The sequence below is a fragment of the Bacillus sp. FSL M7-0307 genome, from assembly GCF_038627835.1.
In the GTDB taxonomy this organism is placed as follows: domain Bacteria; phylum Bacillota; class Bacilli; order Bacillales; family Bacillaceae; genus Bacillus; species Bacillus altitudinis.
In genome coordinates this window covers 3589169-3613550 of sequence record NZ_CP152023.1, presented here as the reverse complement: position 1 = coordinate 3613550, position 24382 = coordinate 3589169, and the positions used below count along the sequence as shown (strand labels likewise).

The 24382-nt window shown below is 41.8% G+C and carries 21 protein-coding genes; 13 read left to right on the top strand and 8 right to left on the bottom strand.

Translation table 11 applies throughout. The features are described 5' to 3' along the window. Positions 1-9: 9 nt before the first annotated feature. From MHI41_RS18485 to MHI41_RS18475, 3 genes are all read right to left on the bottom strand, one after another. Positions 10-1686, bottom strand: coding sequence for a hypothetical protein (locus tag MHI41_RS18485; protein ID WP_058213424.1), 1677 nt, complete (start codon positions 1684-1686; stop codon positions 10-12). Between the two features lie 82 nt (positions 1687-1768). Beyond that, complete coding sequence (locus MHI41_RS18480) at positions 1769-2179, bottom strand: hypothetical protein (RefSeq protein WP_282833264.1); 411 nt, start codon at positions 2177-2179, stop codon at positions 1769-1771. A 12-nt stretch (positions 2180-2191) separates the two neighbouring features. After that, positions 2192-3676, bottom strand: coding sequence for a lipase (locus tag MHI41_RS18475; protein WP_342494392.1), 1485 nt, complete (start codon positions 3674-3676; stop codon positions 2192-2194). Between the two features lie 129 nt (positions 3677-3805). On the opposite strand from MHI41_RS18475, the gene MHI41_RS18470 reads away from it, so the two are divergent. From MHI41_RS18470 to MHI41_RS18435, 8 genes are all read left to right on the top strand, one after another. Beyond that, positions 3806-4312 carry a DUF1433 domain-containing protein gene (locus MHI41_RS18470; protein ID WP_317328316.1) on the top strand — a complete coding sequence of 169 codons (507 nt, stop codon included), beginning with the start codon at positions 3806-3808 and terminating at the stop codon, positions 4310-4312. Between the two features lie 81 nt (positions 4313-4393). After that, a complete protein-coding gene (locus tag MHI41_RS18465; protein WP_272511267.1) occupies positions 4394-4873 on the top strand; it encodes a DUF1433 domain-containing protein in 480 nt (159 codons plus the stop codon). A 60-nt stretch (positions 4874-4933) separates the two neighbouring features. Then, entirely contained in the window at positions 4934-5422 is a 489-nt protein-coding gene (locus MHI41_RS18460; protein WP_272511266.1) for a DUF1433 domain-containing protein, read from the top strand. 97 nt (positions 5423-5519) lie between these two features. After that, complete coding sequence (locus MHI41_RS18455; protein ID WP_272511265.1) at positions 5520-6455, top strand: nucleoside hydrolase; 936 nt, start codon at positions 5520-5522, stop codon at positions 6453-6455. 116 nt (positions 6456-6571) lie between these two features. Next, positions 6572-7405: a MurR/RpiR family transcriptional regulator gene (locus tag MHI41_RS18450; RefSeq protein ID WP_272511328.1), complete on the top strand. Its 834-nt coding sequence runs from the start codon at positions 6572-6574 to the stop codon at positions 7403-7405. 185 nt (positions 7406-7590) lie between these two features. Beyond that, positions 7591-9135: a gluconokinase gene (gene gntK / locus MHI41_RS18445; RefSeq protein WP_206115869.1), complete on the top strand. Its 1545-nt coding sequence runs from the start codon at positions 7591-7593 to the stop codon at positions 9133-9135. A gap of 24 nt (positions 9136-9159) precedes the next feature. After that, complete coding sequence (locus MHI41_RS18440; RefSeq protein WP_048002495.1) at positions 9160-10488, top strand: GntP family permease; 1329 nt, start codon at positions 9160-9162, stop codon at positions 10486-10488. 106 nt (positions 10489-10594) lie between these two features. Continuing rightward, positions 10595-11698 carry a DNA alkylation repair protein gene (locus tag MHI41_RS18435; RefSeq protein ID WP_224564394.1) on the top strand — a complete coding sequence of 368 codons (1104 nt, stop codon included), beginning with the start codon at positions 10595-10597 and terminating at the stop codon, positions 11696-11698. A 219-nt stretch (positions 11699-11917) separates the two neighbouring features. Here the strand turns inward: MHI41_RS18435 and MHI41_RS18430 are convergent, their stop codons facing one another. Continuing rightward, the gene (locus MHI41_RS18430; RefSeq protein ID WP_007498042.1) at positions 11918-13255 is read right to left on the bottom strand and encodes an amino acid permease; all 1338 of its coding nucleotides are present in this window, start codon (positions 13253-13255) and stop codon (positions 11918-11920) included. Between the two features lie 318 nt (positions 13256-13573). On the opposite strand from MHI41_RS18430, the gene MHI41_RS18425 reads away from it, so the two are divergent. Further along, the gene (locus MHI41_RS18425) at positions 13574-15088 is read left to right on the top strand and encodes a PAS domain-containing protein (protein ID WP_050826765.1); all 1515 of its coding nucleotides are present in this window, start codon (positions 13574-13576) and stop codon (positions 15086-15088) included. 43 nt (positions 15089-15131) lie between these two features. Here the strand turns inward: MHI41_RS18425 and MHI41_RS18420 are convergent, their stop codons facing one another. Both MHI41_RS18420 and MHI41_RS18415 read right to left on the bottom strand, forming a co-directional pair. Continuing rightward, on the bottom strand, positions 15132-16115 hold the full coding sequence (locus MHI41_RS18420) for a Gfo/Idh/MocA family oxidoreductase (RefSeq protein WP_046344808.1): 984 nt from the start codon (positions 16113-16115) through the stop codon (positions 15132-15134). A gap of 144 nt (positions 16116-16259) precedes the next feature. Then, a complete protein-coding gene (locus MHI41_RS18415) occupies positions 16260-16619 on the bottom strand; it encodes a MerR family transcriptional regulator (protein WP_007498034.1) in 360 nt (119 codons plus the stop codon). A gap of 311 nt (positions 16620-16930) precedes the next feature. Here MHI41_RS18415 and yidA point away from each other — a divergent pair, with 311 nt between their 5' ends. Continuing rightward, positions 16931-17743: a sugar-phosphatase gene (gene yidA, locus MHI41_RS18410; protein ID WP_008345739.1), complete on the top strand. Its 813-nt coding sequence runs from the start codon at positions 16931-16933 to the stop codon at positions 17741-17743. Positions 17744-17778: 35 nt separating this feature from the next. Here the strand turns inward: yidA and MHI41_RS18405 are convergent, their stop codons facing one another. Beyond that, positions 17779-18786 carry a LuxR C-terminal-related transcriptional regulator gene (locus MHI41_RS18405; protein ID WP_272511262.1) on the bottom strand — a complete coding sequence of 336 codons (1008 nt, stop codon included), beginning with the start codon at positions 18784-18786 and terminating at the stop codon, positions 17779-17781. Between the two features lie 125 nt (positions 18787-18911). Between MHI41_RS18405 and MHI41_RS18400 the strand changes: the two genes are divergently transcribed. The 3 genes from MHI41_RS18400 (at position 18912) to MHI41_RS18390 (ending at position 22205) form a co-directional block, all read left to right on the top strand. Continuing rightward, a complete protein-coding gene (locus tag MHI41_RS18400) occupies positions 18912-19619 on the top strand; it encodes a class I SAM-dependent methyltransferase (protein ID WP_342494391.1) in 708 nt (235 codons plus the stop codon). Next, the gene (locus MHI41_RS18395; RefSeq protein WP_019743597.1) at positions 19616-20713 is read left to right on the top strand and encodes a saccharopine dehydrogenase NADP-binding domain-containing protein; all 1098 of its coding nucleotides are present in this window, start codon (positions 19616-19618) and stop codon (positions 20711-20713) included. The genes MHI41_RS18400 and MHI41_RS18395 overlap by 4 nt, the downstream gene beginning before the upstream one ends. Positions 20714-20933: 220 nt before the next feature. Beyond that, a complete protein-coding gene (locus tag MHI41_RS18390; protein WP_342494390.1) occupies positions 20934-22205 on the top strand; it encodes an MFS transporter in 1272 nt (423 codons plus the stop codon). Positions 22206-22334: 129 nt separating this feature from the next. On the opposite strand, the gene MHI41_RS18385 is transcribed toward MHI41_RS18390, so the two are convergent. Beyond that, positions 22335-24158, bottom strand: a complete 1824-nt coding sequence (locus tag MHI41_RS18385; protein ID WP_342494389.1) for an acyltransferase family protein — start codon at positions 24156-24158, stop codon at positions 22335-22337. Positions 24159-24382 lie beyond the last annotated feature (224 nt).

Genomic DNA, 24382 nt, shown 5'->3' with positions numbered 1-24382 from the left:
GTCTTTTTTTTATAATCCTTTGATGTTGATTTCATCGACTGGTAGGAAAATCTCACCTGTATCTGTGTACTTCATGGTGACTTGATCGCCTTCTTTTAAATAAATAATAAGAGGCTCTTTTTCAGATGACATCGTGTAGTTTTTCCCATCGTCTAGTAAGAAGGTGACGGTTGTATAATCACCGGTCTTTTCCTTATACACCCTTTTCACTTTACCTGTTGACTCTTTCTTTTCTTGCTTTGATGAACTATTGACGGTACCACCGCCTTTTTGAAGAGCTGTTTTATAGGCTCTTAGTGCTTCGTTTGGTGTAGAAGCATATGCGGCGATTTCAGGATTGGCTGCCGAAACAATAAAGTAGTTTTGCAGGAACCCATTTGAATCGAGAACAGGTGTAAGCCAGCTTGCTTCCCCATAGAAATTATAAAGAATCGGCATGCGGCCCTTCCATTTCTTCTCGATAAATCGTTTCTCAATAATTTGCAAAGCTCCTTGTGAATCCATGTAGGATTCTTCAAGATTACCCGTATAATACGTGGCTTTTCCTGTTCGGGCATTTGTTAGTGCATACCCGAGCATGGAATCAACGCCCTCTTTTGGACTCGTGAAATCTGTGAAGTAATACATATCCCCTTTTGAATCAAACACCGGACTTACATTGGCTTCAGTCCCCTCATCAGAAGGCAGCTTCACATCTGATTTTCCAAAGAGGCTGTTCCAGAAACCATGTACATAGTTGCCGAAGTAACTATTCTGCAGACTGACGGCCTCTGGTGACACAGCGCCATCAATAAAGGCTGGTACTTTGTCTAAGGCGTATTTCTTCGTTTCACCCGTTTTGGCATCCACAACAACCACACCTGAAGCTTTAAACCCGTTTCGTGCAGAGATGAAATCTCCAAATGTTTGGATGTAATAAGGCTTGCCATCATCATTGATCTCTAGCTGCGTGTCTCCATAGAAAATCAAGTCTGGATACTGAAGACGGATATGCCGCTCAATTTCTTTATTGAAATAGGAAGAAGGCGTATAGACCATCTCGGTTTTCACAAACTTTGGATTGGCAGATGAGTCGGTCGCACTTAATGTAAAGTAACCTGGTGTGCTACCAGAACGAATCCATTTAAAGAAATCGGAGAACTCGACGGGTGCGATATACACATACTCACCATTGACCTTCTGAATTTGCAAGCTGCCCAGCTCGTAGTAACTCGTGTTTGGCACCTGTCCGAACGATTTCTTCATCTTATTGCGAGCAAATTGCGGTGGTACGCTCGCAGGTGTTTCTGTCTCATCAAACGCTTTGATTTCGACTTTTTGATCCATCTTAGAAACGTCGAATTTCTCATTTGCATTAAATAGAAAAGCTGTTGCCATATAAACACCGAGCAGCAATAATATGAGAAATAAAACGCCCTTGATCTTCCGCTCCAATCCCACTGATAAAAAGGCACCTGCTGCTGTCACAACAAGTCCAATGAGCCACAGTGATGATGGGTTGCGGTCTAAATTGGTGATGTAGTAGAAGCCGAAAATCCCGATGATGAACAGCAGGGCAAGTCCTGCAATCCACATAAGCGGCACCTGTTGTTCGGTCCCTTTCTTTCTAACGATCAACCTGAGTGGTGTGAGCAAAAGAGTCAAGACAAGACCGATCACAACCGAAAATAACAAAATATATCCCACAAACAGATCTCCTTTCAAATCAATCACTCTTTTAGTATATACGAGTGAGGCGGGGAAAAGATTCACCGGATGGAAGGTTCATTTAAATGCCGATCGAGTCGATGGCGGATTGAACATCCTCTTTCAGCTCAAAAAATGTGAGTCTTTGTTCGATTTTTTCTATTAAGGCGTCAATCGCTTCACCTGACATATGGGTTTGGATGTTCCTTTGATGTTTGTACACGTTAATCAGAAGGTCATCAATCAGATCTACTATTTTTTTGGCTTCTTGACGATCCTCTGCAAATTCATTTTGAAGCTGATGCCGGATGGCTCTGATCAGCGCTGTTTTCTGTTCTTCTTTGATCTTTGCTTTCAAAGCAGCCAGCTCTGCTGGTGTCATGTCTTCCGTGTCAAAGTTTGTTTTTGAGAAGATGGAGCTTGATGTATGCGTATCTGTCATTCTTTGCAAAAAACGATCTGCATCTGTTGGTTGTTTCTTTGAAAATTCCATTTATCGTTCTCCTTAAGAAATACCCATGTTCTTGGCTAGGGCCGTATCTGCATCGTGGTATTGTTTTCCTAGCTGGCTCATATCATCTGATACCGAGTCCAGCCACCTTTTCATATTCATCGCATGATCAATCGCTGCATCATACTTTTTAACTGAATAGAACTCATTTTCAAGACCCTCTGTTTTTAAGTGGCGAATGACAGCATCCACATCTGAAGCCGTCAGCTGATCATACGAACCAAAACCGACAATTTGTTTGTATCTTGAACGGACGCGTTCCACCGATTGATCCACTTTGTCATCGAGTTTCTCAATTTTACGAATGATTTGCTGCATATGGTGCTCGGCATATGTCGAGAATTTACGACCTGTGTTCATGAGAACATGCGACTTGATTAAAATCGCTACCACACTTTGCGGATGAACATTTGATTGGCTCAATTGATGTAACATGGCGGTAGCGAGAGAAGGGTTTTTTCTCAACATATCATCAATGGTTTGAACGGAGCCATCTGACGAAAAGGAATACCGGTCTAAGCCATGGCTGCCGGCGAGGGCTTCAAGAAATAAATTCGCATCAAGTGAAGGATTCACACTCATTGCCCGATTGAGGAGATTTTTCATAAATTGGACGGCTTTTGAGGAGTCCTCAGTGTAATCGACGCCTTCAGGTAAAGCGGCATCATACATCACTTTCACACGACCGATTTCTGTCGTATGACGATTTAAGAGAGAAAGCCCGTCATTGAGATTGATATATTCTGTTAATCTACTACGGTAATCACCTTTTAATGCTTTGGCTTGCAGACCATCCGATAGATTTGGGTAAATATTCGGATTCTCAAAGGTGACCCCACCTTGAATAAAATCATTTTTGACAAGAACATAAGAAGCATTTGACCCGCCAAGTGAATGCCCTGTCACATACATCTTCGCATTCGGCATTTTCTTATGGATCTCTTTCGCATACCGGTCCGCTTGCACCATTTGATTCTCTGCACCGTGTTCAAAAGGGATATTTTTAATCAAATACTTCGTATCTGAAATCAACCAATCTTGTACAACCTCATTTGTATAGGTCGTTGTCCCTGTCGTCATCTTCGTCGTCACTTCCTTTGACGTCTCTGACTGGCTAAAAGGAGGCAGCTTTGTCAAAATGGTAGAAAGAAGATCATCTGACTCTTTTTTTCCATGTTTTTTAATGGTATCTTTATATTGGCCTGCGCCAATCGGTTCTGAGCCGCGGTAGGCGATGACGGCGTTTTTGATTTTGGTGAGGTCTTTTCCTTTACCGGATCTAATATAGTCATCCATTGAAACGAGAGTCAATGCGTTAAGTCCTTTTTCTGTTTCTTTATAGTCAATGACATACATTTTTCTACCATTGCTAATTTCTATTTCTTTATAGTTCTTATAGTTTTTAATAGCATAAGATTTTGTTGATATTTCTTTATAGTCTTCGTCAGTAAGCTTAAATCGAGTTGACTTTATGGTCAATATTAACACTCCTGTGATCTTTATACTTGGTAATTATATTATATAGTGGTATAAATATCTATTTTAGATCTATCGCTTATTATACAAAAAATATCTCTATTATATCAATAAAAGGTGGATATTATTTAAATGAAAAATACAATTAAAATTATATGTGTTCTAATTCTCGTCATAGTTATCTCAGTGATTTTACTTATTCTGGAATTTGACAAGAAAAAAGAATCAAACGGTGCGGGAGGAAAAAATATCGTGGAAGAAAGAGAAAAGAGTGATCAAGAATTAGCAGAAGAGTTTGCAGAGAAGATGAAACCCAAGATTGAAGAGCACTTACACAAAAGAGATATTCATAACTTTATCAAAACCATCACGTTTGAAAAAGATGTGACCATTAACCCAATGGGAGATATTACGATCGATGGTTATGTAAATGATGAACCGGAAAAGTACGGTTTCTCAGCTTCTTTACAATATAGAGCTAAAAAAATCGGTTCAATGAGTTATGACCCTGATTTATCAGACCGCTTTATAGATTGGGAAGAATATAAAGATGAGCCGGAAGTGAAAGAAAATTACCTTAAAAGTTTTACTAAGGAGGAACGTGATCAGTATCTGAGAGACATTGGAGAAAAAGAGTAAAACAGGTACTAGCCTACCTGTTTTTATTTTGTCAAATTCAATAGTCAGCTGATTAAAGTTCATCAAGGAGTTTTGCTTTTTATGAAAAATATCATGAAATTTTCTATCATAATTGTGGTCGCCGTCATCTCCGTAACTGTGTTTGTTGTAGAGTACATTCATCAGAGTTTTTCAGAGGAAGTAGTGCAAGAGAAAAGTGATCAAGAAAAGGCCGAAGAATTCGCAGAAAAAATGAAACCAAAAATTGAAGAATATTTACATGAAAAAGATATTCACAATTTTATTAAAACCATCACATTTAAAAAAAATGTATCTATAAGCCCTATGGGTTATGTCACAGTTGATGGATATATAAATAACGATGCAGAAAAATATCATTTTTCTGCATCATTAATATACAAATCTAATGAAATAGGTTCGATGAGTCATTCTCCGGATTTATCATATCGCTTTAAAAACTGGGATAAATATAAAGAAGAGCCTGAAATAAAGGGAAACTATCTTAAACGACTCTCTGAAAAAGAACGTGAACAGTACCTCAAGGATATTGGGGATAAATAACAAAAAGTTAATAAATTACCTTTTTTATTTTTCATTATTAAGAAGGTGGCAACGGTAGACATGAAAAACACAATAAAACTTGTATCTGTTTTGGTCGTTATCATCATTGTCTCAGTGACTTCGTTAATCACTCAGCACAATAAGCAAAATAAATCAAATGATGTGGTAAAAGAAAAGAGCGATCAAGAAAAAGCAGAAGAGCTCGCAGAAAAAATGAAGCCTAAAATAGAAGAATGTTTACGCAAAGAAGACATCCATCACTTTATTAAGACCATAACGTTTAAGAAGAGGGTAACTATTGATCCAATGGGCTACATCGTAATTAGAGGATATATAAATGGTGAGCCAGAAAAGTACGAGTTCTCCGCTTCATTAAAGTATAGAACAAAAGAAATCAGTTCAATGAGTTATTCATACGAGTTATCAATTCGTTTTAGGGACTGGGAAAAATATAAAGATGAACCGGAATTAAAAGAGAATTTTTTAAAAAATCTCTCCAAAAAAGAACGAGAACAATATCTCAAAGACATTGGAGAAAAAGAGAAATAACAAGTCGACAAAGCTGATTGATCCCCTAAATCAAATTCAAAAATAATATGCTATCATTCCCCTAACAACACTTACAAACAAGGGAGAGTTTTCAAACATGGCAAATACAAAGAAATTGATCTTGGATGTAGACACTGGAATTGATGATGCGATTGGTATTTTGCTTGCAGTGAAAAGTAAGCGATTTGATATGTTGGGGATCACAACGGTGTGCGGGAATGTGTCTGTTGAAGCGGCTACGTTGAATACGTGTAAAGTGCTTGAGCTGGTTGAGGCAGAGGAAATCCCTGTCATCAAAGGTGCAGCGACGCCTCTTTTGAGAGCCCCTCATTATGAACATCGGGTGCATGGGGAGGATGGAATTGGCGGCGCTTTAAAGGACGCCCGGCCTAAGAAGACCGCAGATGAAGGTTTTGCGCCTGATTTTATCATTGACCAAGTGCTGAAGTATTCGAAGCAGGTTACGCTCGTGTTGACAGGGCCGTTAACGAATTTAGCCCTTGCGGTAAAAAAATGCCCTGAGCTGATTCATCATGTGAAAGAAGTCATTTTTATGGGGGGTGTCGTGCAGGGACAGGGAAATGTCACACCGGTTGCGGAATTTAATACATATGCAGATCCAGAAGCGGCGAAATTGGTGCTGGAGGCTGGTTTCCCTTCATTGACTCAAGTAGGGCTGGATGTCACGAGACAGGTCTTGTTAACGGATGAGAGAATTAATGCCATTCAAAATGAAACGTTAGCCAGTTATATCAGAGAGAGCACAAGCATTTACCGCCAGCGCTATTTTGAGCGGAATGGGGTGTGGGCATGTGCCATGCATGATCCGCTTGCTGTAAGTCTTGCAATTGATAAACAACTTGTGAATACACAGGCTTTTCATGTAGAAGTGGAGACGAAGAGTGAGTTCTGCGATGGTCAAATGATATGTGATTTTCAGCATCAATGGGGAAAAGATCGCAATCTTCAAGTGTGTATGGATGTAGATGCTGAAGGGTTTTTTGATTTAATGATCAAAGTCTTGAATTCTTAAAAAAGAAGTCTGTGCAAACAGGCTTCTTTTTTATAAGATGGGAACATGAGGAAATGTATGCGCTCACATGAATGAGGAAGGAGTGAAGTCAATTGGCTTCTGTCAGTTTAAGTAGTATGGATAAGATAAGGGCAGCAAGCAGAGGATTGCCGCCAAAACTGAAAGCAATTGCTGAGCACATTACAAGTGAGCCCCGCGACATCATCCATTTGTCGATTGTCGAGCTTGCCAAAAAGACAGCGAGCTCAGAGGCAACGATTTTTCGTCTTTGTAAAAGGCTTGGATTTGAGGGGTATCAAGATTTGAAGATTGCTATTGCCCAGGAAATAGACCAAACGAAGCCTGATTATGTAGATGAAGAGATGAGTCTTGACGATGATACTGCCGTTTTTATGCAAAAGGTATTTCAGGCAAACATCACTGCATTAAAGGATAGTTTTCAATTGTTGAATCCAGAAGATGTAGAAAAAGCTGTACAATTAATCCATGAGGCAGAGCGCTTAGAGTTTTATGGAAGTGGTGGGTCTGGCCTCATCGCCACAGATGCTTTCCACAAATTTATGAGAACAGGCATCAACTGTATTGTTCATACAGATTCTCACTTTCAAGCGATGTCGGCAGGTCTGCTTGATCAAAAGAGCACAGTGCTTGGTATATCTCATTCTGGTCGAAATAAGGATTTACTGGATGCTATGAAAATAGCCAAGGAAAAAGGAGCGAAAACCATTGGCATTACAAGCTATCAGCGTTCTCCATTGAGTCAGCTTGCAGATGTCACGCTGTATACATCAACGCAAGAAACGGCTTTCCGAACGGAAGCGATGTCTGCTAGGCTTGCCCAGCTTACTGTGATTGATGTGCTATATTTTGCGCTTGCACATTTAAGGCAGCAGGAAACATTAACAAACTTAAAGCAAATGAGAGAAACCATTTCTCAAAAAAGAGTGTAATGGTTTCAAAAATAAATTTTTCTATTAGTGAAAAATGCTGTTGTGGTAACGATTCTAAGGTTTTAAATAAAAATTATTTTCTTTTTGATCGTTGAATGTCGAAAAAAATATTCCTATAATGGGATTTATCAGGTACACCGGCACCACGACACTTTATTTCAAATCAATGATTGGGCGTGATACAGATGAAGGGAAACCAGGCGGTAATTGGTTTGGATATTGGAACAACAAGTACAAAGGCGGTTCTATTTGGACCACAGGGGAAAGTCATATCAAAACATTCTGTTCCTTATGACCTCATTCACCCCCAGCCAGCATGGGTTGAGCAGAACCCTGAACATATTTTAGATGCTGTGATTGCGAGTGTAAGAGGCGCATTGACGAAAGCAGCATTTGATGCAAAAAACCTCATAGGTGTGGGAATTAGTACGGCGATGCATTCGTTAATCGTCATGGATGAGAATGGAAAAGCATTAACAAACAGTATCATTTGGGCTGATAACAGAAGTGCAGAACAAGCGAAACGAATCATAACGGACTTAGATGGCTTTCAAATTTATAAAAGAACCGGAACACCGATCCATCCAATGTCACCGCTTTCAAAAATACGATGGATCAAGGAAGTGACACCTGACGTCTTCAATCAGGCAGCAAAATTCATTTCCATCAAAGAGTATGTTCTTTATCATTTCTTCGGTCAGTATGTGGTCGATTATTCAATCGCATCAGCAACAGGACTGTTCCGATTGGAAACGCTTCAATGGGACGAGAAGGCACTACGTATTGCAGGAATTCAGGTGAATCAGCTGTCTGAACTTGTTCCAACGACGCATCAGCTGCGTGGGCTTCAGCCAGAAATTGCGCTGCGAATGGGCATTGAAGAAGATACACCATTTGTTGTGGGTGCAAATGACGGTGTCCTAGCGAATCTTGGTGTTGGTGCGATTGGCAAAGGTGAGGTAGCAGTCACGATTGGGACAAGTGGTGCAGTACGTACAGTCGTAGATCAGCCGATTACAGATGAGCAATCAAGAACATTTTGCTATGCATTGACGGACAAGCACTGGGTAGTCGGAGGACCGACCAATAACGGCGGGATTATGCTGAGATGGCTGAAGGATGAATTTGGGTCGTCAGAGGTGGAGGTAGCGAAGCGTCTAGGTGTAGACCCTTACGATCTGATGATTGATATTGCAGAGAAGGTTCCAGCTGGCTCAGAAGGACTGCTGTTTCTACCATTTTTAACAGGTGAGCGTGCACCTTATTGGAATCCAAACGCAAGAGGCACGTTCTTCGGGATTGGTCTTCAGCATAAGCGCGAGCACTTTATTAGAGCCGTGTTAGAAGGCGTCATTATGAGTGTTTTCTCGATCGGTGTGGCACTAAGAGATTTAACAGGTCCAGCGAAGGATGTCCGGGCTTCTGGTGGATTTGCGAGATCCCCGCTATGGAGGCAGATTTTGGCGGATACGATGGGCAGAGAAGTTCTCGTTCCAGAAAGCTACGAGGCTTCCGCACTTGGGGCGGCTGTCCTTGCACTTCATAGTTTAGGTCATATGGAAGAGATAGAAGAAGTACAGGAATGGATTCGTATTTCTGCTCGCCATGAACCAAATATGGAGAACAACGAAACATACATAGAGCTATTTTATTTATATGAGCGTCTCTATGACAAACTGAAGGATGAATTTGATGTCATTAGTGCGTTGCAATTAAAACAAAATCGTTAAACATCGGGGAAAAGGTGGGAGAACATGCTTTTATTCATTGTGATTGCGGCGATTGTCCTTTTACTCATTCTCATTACAGTCGCTAAGTTGAATCCGTTTGTGAGTTTGATTATTACCTCTATGCTAGTAGGTTTTGCTACAGGAATGGATTTACAGGAAATCATTCAATCGATTAAAACGGGATTAGGGAACACGTTATCGTTACTGGCGATTGTGCTAGCGCTTGGGACCATGCTTGGGAAAATGATGGCTGAGTCAGGGGGCGCTGAGCGGATCGCTCAAACACTCATCAGTCGTTTTGGGACGAAGAATGTGCATTGGGCGATGATGTTTGTAGCCTTTATCGTGGGGATACCTGTCTTTTTCCAGGTCGGATTTGTTCTTCTCATTCCCTTACTCTTTACCATTGCGATTGAAACGGGCATTTCGCTCGTGACGATTGGGATTTCATTAATCGCAGGCTTGTCTGTTGTGCATGGGCTAGTCCCGCCTCATCCAGCTGCAATGGCAGCAGTAGGCATCTATCATGCCAACGTGGGGAAAACGATTTTCTTTTCAATCATCGTCGGTTTGCCAACAGCTATTATTGCTGGACCGTTGTATGGTAAGTGGATTGGAAAACGAATACATAAACCAGTTCCAGAGATGCTCAGAAAGCAATTCACGGAACGACATGCTGATCGGAAGCTTCCTGGTTTTGCGAATACGATGTTTACCATTTTGGTGCCGGTCATTCTTATGCTGCTTGCCACGTTGGCGGATATTATTTTGCCAGAGGATAGTATGTGGTATCAGATGTTCAAGTACATTGGAGATCCCATAACAGCTTTATTGATTGCAACAGTGTATTCTTTCTTTAGCCTTGGCTTTATACAAGGGATGAGCCGTGACCGAGTGCTGTCATTTAGTAATGAATGTTTGGGACCGATCGCTTCCATTCTGCTTGTGATTGGTGCAGGCGGAGCGTTCAATAATGTACTGATCGATTCAGGTGTTGGGGATTATATTGCTGATTTAGCCAAACACTCCCCAATCTCACCGATTTTACTTAGCTGGCTAATTGCTGCGGTTATTCGTGTGGCAACAGGATCTGCTACAGTATCCATGATGACAGCGGCCGGAATTGTAGCCCCAATCGCTGCATCCATGCCGGATGTGAGCAGAGAGCTGCTTGTTTTAGCAACAGGAGCGGGTTCACTGATTTTGTCTCATGTCAATGATTCTGGTTTTTGGCTGATCAAAGAGTATTTTGGTATGACCATTAAAGAGACGTTCTTGACATGGACGGCTATGGAGACCATCATTTCCGTTAGCGCCATTGCATTTATTATGATCATTAATATGTTTATATAACGGCACAACAGCTCAATTCTTCGGGATTGGGCTGTTTTTGGCTTGTTGTTATGCCGCTTTTGACAATTTAGGATAAAATAATGATATTGAGCTATGGGAGGCGGACATGATCGAACCTTTAAAACATGTATATAATGAACCATTTATTCAACATTTAGCAGAAAAACTTGCGCAAGCGTCAACTGTATTTGATGCTGATCACTTTCAGCAGCTCGTGTTTCAAGAGGATTGGGAGCAGCTGGAGTTAAAAGGACGAATGAGAAGAGTGACTGAATCGATGCACGCTTGTCTGCCTGAGGATTATGAGAAGGCAATCGATGTACTGCGTCAGACAGCACCGCATTTTACAGGGCTCAGTGCGCTCGTATTTCCAGACTACGTCGAGACATATGGTGTTGACCATTGGGATATCTCGATCAAAACACTTGAATTCTTTACACCGTTTTCCACTGCTGAATTTGCCGTTCGACCTTTTCTCATACAAGATCAAGAGAAAATGCTGGCGCAGATGCTTGTGTGGTCACAGGATCAAAATGAACATATTCGCCGTCTCGCTAGTGAAGGATGCAGGCCTCGTTTGCCGTGGGGATTATCCGTCCCTGCGCTGAAAAAGGACCCTTCTGTCACGCTGCCCATTTTGGAAAACTTGAAGTCAGATTCGGCCAAGTATGTGCAAAAAAGTGTAGCGAATCATTTAAATGATATTTCTGCAATTCAGCCAGACCTCATGAAGCAAATGGTCAAAAGCTGGTATGGAACCAATGAACATACAAACTGGATTGTCAAACATGCATCCCGTACGTTATTGAAAAAAGGCGATCCAGATATCATGGCTTTATTTGGCTATGGAGATGATCCGTCTATCCAAGTAATGGATTTGAAGGTGATGCAAGACCCCGTTCGTATTGGAGAGAAGCTGACCTTTCATTTTATTCTTCAGGCAGATAAGCCATTAAAGCTGCGCGTAGAGTATGCTGTTGATTACGTGAAAGCTCGTGGTACACGCAATCAAAAGGTATTTAAAATCACAGAATTTGAAACAGGATCGACGCTGCATAGAGAATTTGTCCGGTCACAGTCGTTTCAAAATATGACAACGAGAAAGCACTATGAGGGCATTCATACATTAACCATCATCATCAACGGCATCCCAAAAGCGTCTGTTGATTTCGAAGTCGCAGCAGCTGCTCATGAAAAAACCCGCCACTGAGGCGGGTTTCAGCGTGTAGACAAACCCTCGCATTCGGTGTCAGTCCTGCGCGCTGGTGCTCACGAATGTCAAATTCGCTCCGCGCCAGTACTCGTCCTTCCTAGACTGCAAAGGTTTTCTATCACGCTGAAAAGAAGACAAAGGGCTAAAATCAAGTTCATTTTAGCCCTTTGTCAACAATTTGATACCCGCCACTGAGGCGGGTTTTTGCTTGCGTTTCTAAGCTTTCTTTTTCATTAAGAATGAAGCAATGATGGCGGCTGCTAAGAAACCGATACTGATAATCGAGCTAGGTAAGTTCTCTGGTCTGAATAGGAACAGAACAAAACTGACACTGAGTACAAGACCAGCAAATAAAGTGAAATACGGAAATAACCAAACTTTGAAATACGGCTCCTGCGGATATCTTGGACGCAGTTTCAAATGTGCCAGACAGATGCTGATCCAAATAAGAGAAACCGCAAAACCAGGGATAGCCAGCATATAGCTGAAAATTTGATCTGGGTACAAGTAAGCAAAGAATGTTCCGATTAAAAGAAACAGAACGGTCACCCATAAACTTAAAATAGGTACACCTCTTTTGTTGACCTGTGCCAGCTTTTTTGGACCGCCGTCTGATTTAGATAGAGAATGAATCATTCTCGTCGTGCCGTAAATACCAGAGTTGGCGGCAGATAGAACAGCTGTAATTAAGACGAAATTAATGAAGTGAGAGGCACCCTGCATGCCAGCTGCTGAAAAGACTTGGACAAAAGGACTGTTATTCGGATCGATTTGATTCCAAGGAATGAGTCCGCAAATAATCAAAATCGGCAGTGTGTAAAACAAGATGATGCGCCACATCATACTTTTGACAACACCAGGTAATACCTTTTCTGCATCCTTTGTTTCTGTAATGGTCAGCCCGATCAATTCAGAGCCTCCATACGAGAAGATCACCACTAATAATGAGGCAAAGACAGCACCCCATCCGTTCGGGACAAAGTTTTGGTAGTTGGTGAGAACAGGCGTGCTTTGTTCGCTCGGAATGATTCCAAATAATAATGCAGCACCGAGAATAATAAACACAATAATAACGAAAATCTTCATTCCAGCGAACCAAAACTCAATTTCACCAAAGTATTTTACATTATTTAAATTAATTCCGATGACTAAGAGCGAGCAAAGTAAACATAAAGACCATAAAGGTACGTTTGGCATCCAATATTGAAGCAAACTCCCCGCTGCAATGATTTCAATGACACATACAGTGAGCCACATAAAACAGTAAACCCATCCGACAACAAATGAAAAACGTTGACCAAGCGCAATCTGTATGAGGTCGCGAAGGTTATTCCCCGGATAGACGATGGCCATTTCAGCTAAAGCCGCCATGACAATGAGAAGAAGCAATCCAGCAAATACATAGGAAAAGATGACTCCAGGACCTGCTAAGCCGATTGTATCGGCACTTCCTTTAAAGATTCCTGTACCAATGACCCCGCCCATCGCAATCATGCGAATATGACGCGGCGATAAAAGCTTTTTTAATTCGTGTTGTTCCTGATTCGCGCTCATGACGTTCTCCTTTTTTAAAATGCTTATGTTCCATTTTCTTTTTTCGAGCGGTCAGTGTCAATATAAAAAAAGAGATTTTTCAGACAAAATAGGCGGTTGATTCTATCAAATGAGCCGTTTTCTTCCATAAATCCTTTCCATGACCCATCCCCAAAATCTGAAACTTCGTGAAAAAATGATCATTTGCCTTCATTCTGACATAAACAATTTTCAGTTTTTGTCGATATATCTTTTGTATTACTAAAGTCCTAATAAAGAATTATTTATAACTGTAAAATATTTCAAAAAAGTATGGAAGAATGAAAGGAGTTATTGAAGATGTTTATGAGAAAAGCAAGTGATTCATCGTCGGGGGCCCTTCTAAGTGAAAGCAGTCAATTAGTTGAACGAATTGAGAAGGGAGATTTTTCAGCCAGAATTGATACTGCTGCATTCTCTTCTAGTCAAACAATAGAAGCTGTGGCTCAAATAAATGAAGCGTTACAAAAGATGCAAGAAGCGCAAGAAGATATTCATATGCGTATGAATTTAGTGACAAAAGCGATTCAAGTGGGTCTATGGGATATGACGGTTGTAGCAGGAGATCCTGTGAATCCAAAAAACGAATTCACATGGACAGATGATTTTCGCAGAATGCTAGGTTTTCAAAATGAAAACGATTTTCCTAATGTCTTAGACAGCTGGGCATCTCGAATTCATCCAGATGAGCAGGAATACACTTTGAATGCATTCTCTACGCATTTATTGGATCATTCTGGCCGTACACCGTATGATATCGAATATCGTCTGAAGTTGAAAAATGGCGAGTATCGCTGGTTCAAAGCAACTGGAACGACGATTCGAGATCGAAATGGGGTACCTCTTCGTGTGGCAGGGGCTCTTTTTGATATTCATGATCAGAAATTGAAAGAAGAAGAGCTGCAAGCATTCGTGACAAGATATGACTTGATCAACCGTGCGCTTGTGGAAGCTCCTTGGGATATGGTTGTAGAGGCTGGTGATCCTGTCAATCCAAACAATGAATTTTGGTGGTCTCCGCAGTTTAGAAAAACGCTTGGTTTTACAGATGAAAAGGATTTCCCGAACGTGTTGAGCAGCTGGAGTGATCGTTTGCATCCTGAAGATAAAGAATCGGCTCTCCAGGCCTTTGCGGATCACTTAAATGACCATTCTGGCCGCACACCATTTGACATTGATTATAGATTGCAGAGTAAAAATGGCGAGTACCGCTGGTATCATGCGGGCGGTGAGACCATTCGTGATGAGAAGGGTGTCCCTTTACGTGTCGCAGGAACGATTCGTGATATTACGTTAGAAAAAAATAAAGAAAAAACAGCGAATGAAATGGCTTCTCAAGTAGAGCAGCTTTCAAGTTCTATTAGTGAAATGGTATCTGGCATCAGCTCTGTGACAAACCAAGCACAGGAGCTTGCTGTCGCTCAAGAGCAGTCAACGTCTGCTGCTAATCTGGCGAAAAACAGTGCAGATGAGACGAAGAACATTTCAGACTTGATCAAAGAAGTGGCAAACCAAACGAATCTGCTTGGTTTGAATGCCGCAATTGAAGCGGCAAGAGCAGGCGAGCAGGGCCGCGGTTTCTCAGTTGTTGCCGATGAAGTGCGTAAGCTAGCTCTTCATAGTGCCAATGCGACAGAAAATATCGAATCTAGTTTAACTGAAATGAAAACACAAATCGATCAAATTCTTGAAAATATCTCCAATATGACAGCTCTTACGCAAACACAGGCTGCTTTAACAGAGCAAGTGAACGCTTCAGTTGATGAAGTGAATCATATGTCTCAGCGTCTGGTGGCATATTCAAAGAGTATCTAATGTCACAAAAAACCGCCTTTTCATCAGAAGGCGGTTTTTTTATTTAAGCATGATCCGCTGGGAAAACAATACCCGCGTCTTTCCTAGCGGCTTCAAGAACCTTCATGACAGAAAGACTGTCATCAAGCCATTCATAACACTTTTCGACATTTCCTGTTTCAATGATATGCTGAAATGCTTCTGCTTCATAAAACAGGCGGTTTGAATTGGTTTGTGCATTGAGTGAAGTGACTTGGTCTCCTATATGCAGCAACACTTCCTCACAGCCATTCGCACCATTTTTCACATGCAGGAACCCTTTTTCCCCTTGAATCAAAGCGAAATTCATACTGCTTGTATCTTTGCTGCCAACACTTGTGGCGATGAAATCATTGTAAGTAAAAGTTAAAACACCAGATGTGTCGATGCCGTTTGGATGGCGGTTGGCCTGGTAACGAACGTCTTTCGGTGAACCAAATAGATTCATAATGAAATGAACATTGTAAATGTTAATATCCATGAGGGCACCGCCAGAAAACTCTGGGTTAAAGACATTCGGCGTTTCCCCGGCGAGCAGTTGATTATATTTACTTGAATATTGACTATAGTTGCATTGAACGAGTTTGATTCTGCCTAATTGATGAAGGTGTTTTTTGATTAAATGATAGTTGGGCATATGAACGGTTGTAATGGCTTCAAATAGGAAGAGCTGCTTTTCCTTTGCGAGAGCGATTAAGGCTTCTAGCTCTTTCACATTAGAGGTAAAAGGCTTTTCGCAAATCACATGTTTTCCGTGTTTCAAAGCAGCCGTGGCATGCTCGCTATGTAAACGATTGGGTGATGCGATATATACCGCTTCTATGTGGGGATCTTCTAACATAGCGGTTAAATCCGTATAAGTCGTTTGCACCCCAAATTGATCTGCGAGTTTCTTTGCCGTGGCTTCCTTTCTTGAATAGACAGCGTGGCAAGAAGCACCTTCAAGCTGTTCAATTGCCTGGAGGAAACCTTCCACAATCACACCTGTTCCAATGGTTGCTATTCTCATTCTATTCATAACCCCTTCCATACGATTGATGTCACGTCAAGCTGTCTCTAGTATACCTGATGTTTTCATACAACGTGTACTTAACAGCTAGTCGCAGAGGGGTGCCAGTAAAAAATACCGGCACATCTTTGGCAGCCCTTACAATTAACTAATGTTAGCTAATGTTTGTTTTGTTAACAATTGAATGGCCGCCTTCCTCTTTTTTAACTCTTGAATGGATTTTTGAATATCTTCTACTTTTTGTTCGAGTAGCTGTTCCGCTTCTGTTTTCGACTGTTTCTCGAATAGTGACGTGATAATTTCTCGAATTTCTTTGAGTGAGAAATCTAGCTTTCTTGCTTCAGTGATAAAGGATAGCATGAGTACATATTTTTTATCATATAAACGATAGCCGTTATGTGCTCTCTTAGGCTCGGGGAGCACACCCTCATTTTCATAAAAACGAATGGTTTCAATATGTACACCAGACATTTTCGACAATTTCCCTCTCGTAAATGTAATCATTCCCTGCACCTCCTTTCTTTGCTATCCATCATACAATTAGATTTGCTAGTTTCAAAATGTTCTCCGATGAACATTTGTTCCTTTTCATACTGTTAAAATGACAGGTCTGTCCTATTCACAGCGGATTTCATAGAATAGGTTATAATAGATGAGGATGAAGTGATTTTTTGTTACAGATATGAACAAGTAGACAGTGTGAGAAAAAAACGATAGGCTAAAATAGGTACATAGTATGATGAACAGCATGTGATCATGTAGATGGTCACTCAAAATAGTGACAGCACGTTTTGCTGAGAAAAGGGGAGCAGTGAATGTATAAATTAGTCGCAATTGATATGGATGGTACGTTATTAAATGATCAGCATATGGTGCCGGATGAGGTGTTTGAAGCCATTCAACAGGCGAAGGCAGAAGGCGTTAAAATTGTCTTATGTACAGGCCGGCCGATTGGCGGGGTGCATCGCTACTTAAAAGAGCTGCAGCTCGATCAAGAGGGGGATTATGTCATCGCCTATAATGGAGCGCTTGTACAAAACAGCCATACAAATGAAGTCGTATCAGAATTAACTTTATCCTATGATGATTTGACTTCTTTATATGAACTGAGCCGTCAGCTGGATACACCTATGCATTATTTCGATTCAGCTCATCTATATACACCAAATCGGGATATTAGTGAATACACGGTACTTGAATCGTACTTAACGAAATTGCCGCTTAAGTATTTACCTGTCGAAGAGGCAGACCCATCCATGAGACTTCCGAAGATGATGTATATTGATCAGCCGGAACGTTTGGAAAAGACGATACAAGCCATTCCATCTGAAGTGAAGGATCAGTACATGATGGTAAAAAGCACAGATTTCTTCCTAGAAATTCTTCATCCTGATGTGAGCAAAGGGAATGCCGTGAAGCTTCTAGCGCATGAACTGGGGATTTCTCGTGAAGAAGTGATGGCGATTGGTGACAATGGGAACGACGTGTCGATGCTAGAATTTGCGGGCTGTGGCGTTGCGATGGGAAATGCCATTGAAGATGTCAAAGCAGTTGCGGATGTTGTGACAAAATCCAATAACGAAGCAGGAGTCGCACATGTTCTGCATGAGCGAGTCATCGGAAAATAAAGAAAGAGCGGTCTACCAATGAGGTAGCCGCTTTTTTATATGTGTGAGAAAAAGTAAACGAGCATACGTCTGCTGTTCAAATTTGTTTTTTCGAGCATCGCCTTTACATGGTCATGCACCGTATGAGGCGAGATAAATAACGTACTGGCAATTTCCTTTGTGGATTGTCCTTTGATTAAGCAGTCAAGGACGTTCATTTCTCTTTCTGTCAGCCGATATGTTTTCGCTATATAAGGAAGGATGTCACTTGTTTGAGCTCGTTTAATATGAATCATGACAGCCTCTTCCTGCCCGGCTGCCTGTGCTAATCGAAATGCTTGAAGAGAGAGAAAACGCCCTGTCGGCATTCTGGTGATGCTGACCGCTGTTTGGTCACCGCCGCCATATAAAAGCTTAGCACCTAATGCTCTAAACGGACGGGGCATGACGGCACCGTCATGAATTTGCTCAAAGGTTTGGAAGGTGTGAAGCCAATGAAGTCCGGTTTCATTTCCATAAAGAAGATGGTAATCGTGTGAAAGAATGAGGAAGCCTTGGTGTTCCGCCGTTTCATCTTCTTCCGTTTCTCTTCTTTTAAAAAGTTCATCTCTCAGCTTGGCAGCTAGTGCTGGTGTTTGGCGACTAACCGCTTGTATGTCTTGTTCATGAAAAGGTTCCTTCTCCTTTTTCCGATAAAGGCTGGCAATTCCCCAGCATTCACCTTGAATCACAAGGGCTGCCCGCAATTCATCTGCCCATCCGTTAGGTAACAAAATGTGCTGGTATCGACCACTATTGGTGTATTCTCCGCTTTGGACGAGACTGGCAGCGTGGACAGGACCTTTCGCTAGATCTTCATGCTGGTGCACATCTTTTTTTAAATATTCATTTTGAAACAGCTCGTTATGTATGGCTTCAATCGGTTCATCTGTAAAAGAACCCGTCGAGAGGAGAGTAGCTGGATCAATGGTTGTGATACAGGCAGCATCAAAATCACAGATAGCAGCAAGTTCATCTCGAATGTTTTTTCTCAGCTGCTGAAAATGAGCGGCTGGATTGTTCATTTGATCTCCTCCTCAATATCCCCACTTTTAGGGATCGTTTTTTCTCATCTATCTTCTTACAATGAAGATAACATACCGTTAGTGTAAAGGAAACGAAGCAAAGCGGAAACTGGAGGAGAAGACATATGAGTGTAAATCAACATTGGCATGATCCTGTTGCTGAATCCTATGCGGCGACAATTGCACATAAAGTACCGGGCTATCATCTTTTGCATGAGCTGACAGTGGATAGAGTAGAAATCGAATTAATGGGAGCGGCTTCTCGCATGTTAACAGTCGGAGCAGGTGGGGGCGAAGAGATCATCAACATGCTTCAAAGAAATAAAGACTGGCATATCATAGGGGTTGATCCATCTCCAACCATGCTTGATATGGCCAAGCGCAGAGTGGCACAGCTTCATATGCAAGATCGCGTCACATGGTATGAGATGGCCTTAGACAAAGTGCCGGTTGAAAAGTCGTACGATGCAGCAGTAAGTTTGCTTGTCATTCATTTTGTAAAAGATCAGCTGCCCTTTTTACAGGAGATCGCCCGCCGGCTTCAGCCAGGGGCACCGCTCGTGCTGGCGTTTATTCAAGGAGACCCAGAAACGCCTGCATTTCAGCAGGAGCTTCATATGCTTTCTCTCTTCATGAAGCGTCAAGGCTTGGAAAAGGAAGTGTTTACGTCCTTCCGAGAAAGGCTGGGTGTCACAACATATCCCGTGTCTGAAGAAAAGATGACAGCACAATTAACCGAAGCAGGATTTCAAGACATCAGACCTTATTTTCAAGCTGGCATGATCAAAGGGATTGTTTGTAAAAGAGGCAATAGAAAGGCGGTTGGAAAATGAGGTCAAAAGTGATAGTGATAGGCGGCTATGGACATGTGGGGCAGCAAATATGTCTTCAATTAAGTGACGTGTATCCAGGGCAAGTCTTTGCGGCTGGCCGAAGTTATGAGAAGGCTGAACAATTTTCACGCCAAACGAATGGGCGTGTACGTCCATTTCAGATAGACGTAAGACAACCAGTGGATACGGACTGGATGGATGAAACGAAACTCGTGATCATGTGTCTTGATCAAGATGACACGTCATTTGCTGAAACATGCTTACGATCAGGCATTGATTATCTAGATATCTCGGCAAAAGGAGCCTATATTGAGAAGCTAGCAAAGGTCCATCAGCAGCAATTGAACGCAACGGCTGTGCTGAGCGTAGGTCTTGCACCTGGTCTCACCAATTTGCTTGCAGCGAAGGCGGCATCTATTCTGACCTCTGTGGAGCAAATTGATATTAGTATCATGCTTGGGCTAGGTGACCAGCATGGAAAAGCAGCTATTGAATGGACGCTTGATCATGTGCATACGGATTATGAGCTGACGAAGAATCATCAGCGAAAGAAAGTCAAAAGTTTTACTGGAGGGAAACGCATTGATTTTGGCAAAACGCTTGGAAAGCGGCAAGCCTATCAGTTCCCTTTCTCTGACCAGCAAACATTGCCTTCGACGCTCCATGTGCCTTCTGTGACAACAAGGCTCTGTTTTGATTCTGGCGTAGCGACACGTGCATTTGCTCTCACAAGGAAACTCGGAATGACGTCCCTTCTCACGATGCCGAAAATCAAGGAACGAGCCATTTCACTGATTCAATCTGCTCAAATGGGTACAGATCAATATGCAGTGAAAGTGGAAGCGGTAGGAATGAAGGGTAACGAAATTCATCAGGCAGCGCTTGGAATAAAAGGTCGCGATGAGTCTCAAGCAACGGCTCAAGTCGCAAGTGCTGCGGCACTGCATGTATTGAGCAGGCAGTTTCAGGCAGGTGTCTTTCATATCGAAGAATTATTTTCATTAGCGTATGAGAATGGTGATTTTGCGTTGGTGGATCAAAAAACGAAGGAAAAACACACATTAGCATTGAGAGCCAGCCTTTTAACGGTATAAAAGAAAACGACAAAAGATACGCGTCAGCTCAAAAGAACAGGTCAGTCATGTGGGCGCTTTATTCATGATCCATTTAAAAACAAGGTGTCTATGATCCGAAAACAACAGCTTGCTCTCCATGTAAATGGCCGAGAGGTGAAAGAGATTCAAATCGAGGATTGTAGACTGAACTGACATAATGATTATATTTGGAAAATAAATCTCAAGTGGGTGTTTACAAGTGCTAGATACAGAACAAGATGTAGTGAAGAATTATATAGATTCACCCCAAAAATTGAAAAAATTATATAAACGAGTATTGTTCGTTGTCAGTCTATCGCAAATATTTGGAGGGGCTGGAATAGCCGCAGGAATTACGGTAGGTGCTCTTTTAGCGCAACAAATGCTTGGGACTGAAGCGTATGCAGGAGTTCCAATCGCTTTATTTACTTTGGGGTCAGCTGGGTCAGCTTTCATTGTAGGAAAGCTTTCGCAACGTTATGGACGACGCATCGGTTTATCGACAGGTTTTGTTGCTGGAGGGCTCGGAGCAATTGGCGTTGTGCTGGCAGCTATGATGAATAGTGTCATTTTATTATTTGCATCGCTCTTCATTTACGGCGCAGGAACATCCACAAACTTACAAGCGCGTTATGCTGGGACGGACTTAGCGAATTCTAAACAGCGTGCAACTGCAATTAGTACAACAATGGTCATGACAACATTTGGAGCAGTAGCAGGTCCGAATTTAGTTGAAGTGATGGGTAAATTTGCAGTATCAATTGGTGTTCCAGCACTTGCTGGTCCCTTTATTTTATCAGCAGCATCACTAATTGTAGCTGGTCTTGTCCTTTTTATTCTACTGCGTCCTGATCCGTTAGACATTGCCCGAAGAATAGCAGCTTACAAAGCAGAACATGGGCATGGAAATAAACGAGATGCTGCTGATAAAAAAATAGATAAAAAAGGGCTTACAGTAGGTGCCACGGTTATGATCTTAACTCAAATTGTCATGGTTGCACTCATGACCATGACACCGGTGCATATGCAGCATCATGGTCATGGATTAGCCGAAGTGGGCATTGTAATTGGTTTTCATATAGGGGCCATGTATCTTCCTTCACCTATCACGGGTGTACTTGTAGATAAACTAGGACGAACAGCTATGAGCATAGCGTCGGGCATCACATTGTTACTTGCTGGTTTATTAGCAGCATTCGCACCAAGTGATTCAATGATTCTATTAATCATTGCTTTGTCTTTACTTGGATTGGGATGGAACTTTGGTTTAATTAGTGGTACTGCTCAAATAGTGGATTCTACAGATCCATCAACCCGGGCAAAAACCCAAGGAACACTCGATGTTTTTGTTGCGTTAGCAGGTGCTTCTGGCGGTGCCCTTTCAGGAATGGTCGTAGCGAATACGAGTTATGCTACATTATCTTTAAGCGGAGAAATTTTATCGTTAATTCTCATCCCTGTCATCGTTTGGTCTTTTAAAAGTAAAACATAATGCAGCTCCGTGCTCATCCATCACAAAAAAAGACATGCCTCCAATCATTGGAAAGCATGTCTTTTTTTGAATCTTCTATCAAAATACGCAGAGCAACTGCACACATGTCTTCACAGGATGCTAGCTTTCTTATGATGCTGAGGACACATCTCCTTTTTTCTTGATACTGGCTTTAATGAGCTGAGTCAATGTGTCAGAGCCTTTTGTGGAAAGGTGAACACCATCTGGCTGAAAATAGGACGGCTGTCCGGTAGCGGCTGAATGCCAATCGACTAAGCTCACATTGTGATGTTGATTGGCCACACGCTCAATGACTGCATTCACATCATTTTCCCAAGATCTTGGAACGCGAGTGTTCACAAGAAAAATATGAGCCTTCGAGAAATGTTGAATGAATGAGGTCAAAGTCCCCTCTGTAAAATAACCATTTGTGCCAAGCTCAATAATAACAGCGGCATTAGATTGATTAAATGAAGCATACTGAGGAGCGATGTTGACGGCTTCGTTCATTTGTCTGCCAACCTTTGCATCGATGGTGATTTGTGCATATGCTTTTTCAAGATTCGGCGCTATGTCTAGCATGACGGAATCACCAATAGCAAGAATTTGGCGAAACTGCTTCTGATCCGCTGCTTTTTTCTCATGTTTGTCTTTCTTTTTCTTCACTTTTGATTCTGTCTGACCGCCTGCCTTTTGGGGCGCTGTCTTAATTTGTGTTACTTCTTGTGCATGCGGGGATGTATGAGACGAGCTAGACATACCAATGGTAAATAAAATCAAAAGGACTGCGGCAATCCCAAGAAACACTTTATTGGACATAGACCATTGCTTGATTCCTGTTTTCCAAATCGACCAAGAGGCAAAATAGTGTCTAAACCCGAGTTTACGAATCGGCTGTTCGATCAAACGATAGGAAGCCTCTGATATGAGTAGAATTGCGATGAGCTGCAATGTGACACGTCCCATAGAAGGCTGTCCAATCTCAATGACCGGTGTGGTCAGCACGATAATTGGATAATGCCATAGGTAGATGCCATAAGACCGCTTCCCGAGCCAAACGAGTGGTTGAAAAGACAGCCATTTCCCAATAAGACTGGCAGGATGGCAGACACACGCAATTAAGATCGCTGCATTCAGACAGAATAAAAGCATACCGCCTTGGTAGAGAAAGCCGTCAAATTCGTCGACTGCATAAACACATAAGAGGAAAATGACCATCGAACCGAATCCGGCTATATGTAGTATACGTCTGCCGACAGGAAGTAATTTTCTGCTGGAAAGTCTGTGCATGGGCCAGACAAATGCAAGACTGCACCCGATGAGGAGTGCAAACGCACGTGTGTCTGTTCCATAATAGATCCTGCTCGGGTCAGTATCCGGTGAATAGAGAATGGCCATCCATAACGCAGATACAAGTACCAGACCAAAGGTGATCATAGGAAGATGGGATCTATTTTTCACCCATTTCAGTCCAGCAATCAACAGTACCGGCCAAATGAGATAAAATTGCTCTTCAATCGCCAAAGACCATAAATTTTTTAGTGGAGATACAGCATTGAAGCTGTCAAAGTAAGAGAGCTGATGAAAAATGTACCACCAGTTACTCACATAAAAAAAGGACGATAAGGCATCGCCACGAATGGACATTAATGCATTTGAACCAGCAATGGCGCACCAGCTGACGATTAAAAAAATCATGACGTAGGCAGCTGGAAGCAGCCTTCTGATGCGGCCCATCCAAAAAGGCAGAAGCTCTTGATAACCCAAATCCTGCTTATGCAGCAAGATGGTTGTAATCAAGTAACCAGAAATCACAAAAAACAAATCAACGCCAAGAAACCCGCCGCTTGCGGGTTCAATATGTAAGTGATAAGCAATGACCGCCAATACGGCAACAGCTCTCAGCCCATCTAATCCTAATATGTAACGTAAACGGTTTTCCTTGCTGTTCATGAAAAAGAATCCCCCATCAATGTCAAACGCGTCTTTTTTGTTGTCACTCCAAAAGAACAACGATTCTTTTATTTTATATAAGATTAGACGAATCAGCATTACATTTTGTTGGCGAATTTCTGTCTTTTTTAAAATTTTTTTATATGAAGAAACTTTCTAAGGCTTGAGGGATTCTTATTTTTATACTCAAACCGAAAATCCCTGTCATAATAAAAGAAGAAGGA

Bases quoted from the DNA above. Each gene is read 5' to 3' on its own strand.
- MHI41_RS18430 (WP_007498042.1), bottom strand. From the start codon at position 13,255: ATGAGCGCGAATCAGGAACAACACGAATTAAAAAAGCTTTTATCGCCG.
- MHI41_RS18385 (WP_342494389.1), bottom strand. From the start codon at position 24,158: ATGAACAGCAAGGAAAACCGTTTACGTTACATATTAGGATTAGATGGG.
- MHI41_RS18400 (WP_342494391.1), top strand. From the start codon at position 18,912: ATGAGTGTAAATCAACATTGGCATGATCCTGTTGCTGAATCCTATGCG.
- MHI41_RS18420 (WP_046344808.1), bottom strand. From the start codon at position 16,115: ATGAGAATAGCAACCATTGGAACAGGTGTGATTGTGGAAGGTTTCCTC.
- MHI41_RS18425 (WP_050826765.1), top strand. From the start codon at position 13,574: ATGTTTATGAGAAAAGCAAGTGATTCATCGTCGGGGGCCCTTCTAAGT.
- MHI41_RS18480 (WP_282833264.1), bottom strand. From the start codon at position 2,179: ATGGAATTTTCAAAGAAACAACCAACAGATGCAGATCGTTTTTTGCAA.
- MHI41_RS18465 (WP_272511267.1), top strand. From the start codon at position 4,394: ATGAAAAATATCATGAAATTTTCTATCATAATTGTGGTCGCCGTCATC.
- MHI41_RS18395 (WP_019743597.1), top strand. From the start codon at position 19,616: ATGAGGTCAAAAGTGATAGTGATAGGCGGCTATGGACATGTGGGGCAG.
- MHI41_RS18460 (WP_272511266.1), top strand. From the start codon at position 4,934: ATGAAAAACACAATAAAACTTGTATCTGTTTTGGTCGTTATCATCATT.
- MHI41_RS18470 (WP_317328316.1), top strand. From the start codon at position 3,806: ATGAAAAATACAATTAAAATTATATGTGTTCTAATTCTCGTCATAGTT.
- MHI41_RS18415 (WP_007498034.1), bottom strand. From the start codon at position 16,619: ATGATTACATTTACGAGAGGGAAATTGTCGAAAATGTCTGGTGTACAT.
- MHI41_RS18405 (WP_272511262.1), bottom strand. From the start codon at position 18,786: ATGAACAATCCAGCCGCTCATTTTCAGCAGCTGAGAAAAAACATTCGA.
- MHI41_RS18435 (WP_224564394.1), top strand. From the start codon at position 10,595: ATGATCGAACCTTTAAAACATGTATATAATGAACCATTTATTCAACAT.
- MHI41_RS18450 (WP_272511328.1), top strand. From the start codon at position 6,572: ATGGATAAGATAAGGGCAGCAAGCAGAGGATTGCCGCCAAAACTGAAA.
- yidA (WP_008345739.1), top strand. From the start codon at position 16,931: ATGTATAAATTAGTCGCAATTGATATGGATGGTACGTTATTAAATGAT.
- MHI41_RS18455 (WP_272511265.1), top strand. From the start codon at position 5,520: ATGGCAAATACAAAGAAATTGATCTTGGATGTAGACACTGGAATTGAT.
- gntK (WP_206115869.1), top strand. From the start codon at position 7,591: ATGAAGGGAAACCAGGCGGTAATTGGTTTGGATATTGGAACAACAAGT.
- MHI41_RS18440 (WP_048002495.1), top strand. From the start codon at position 9,160: ATGCTTTTATTCATTGTGATTGCGGCGATTGTCCTTTTACTCATTCTC.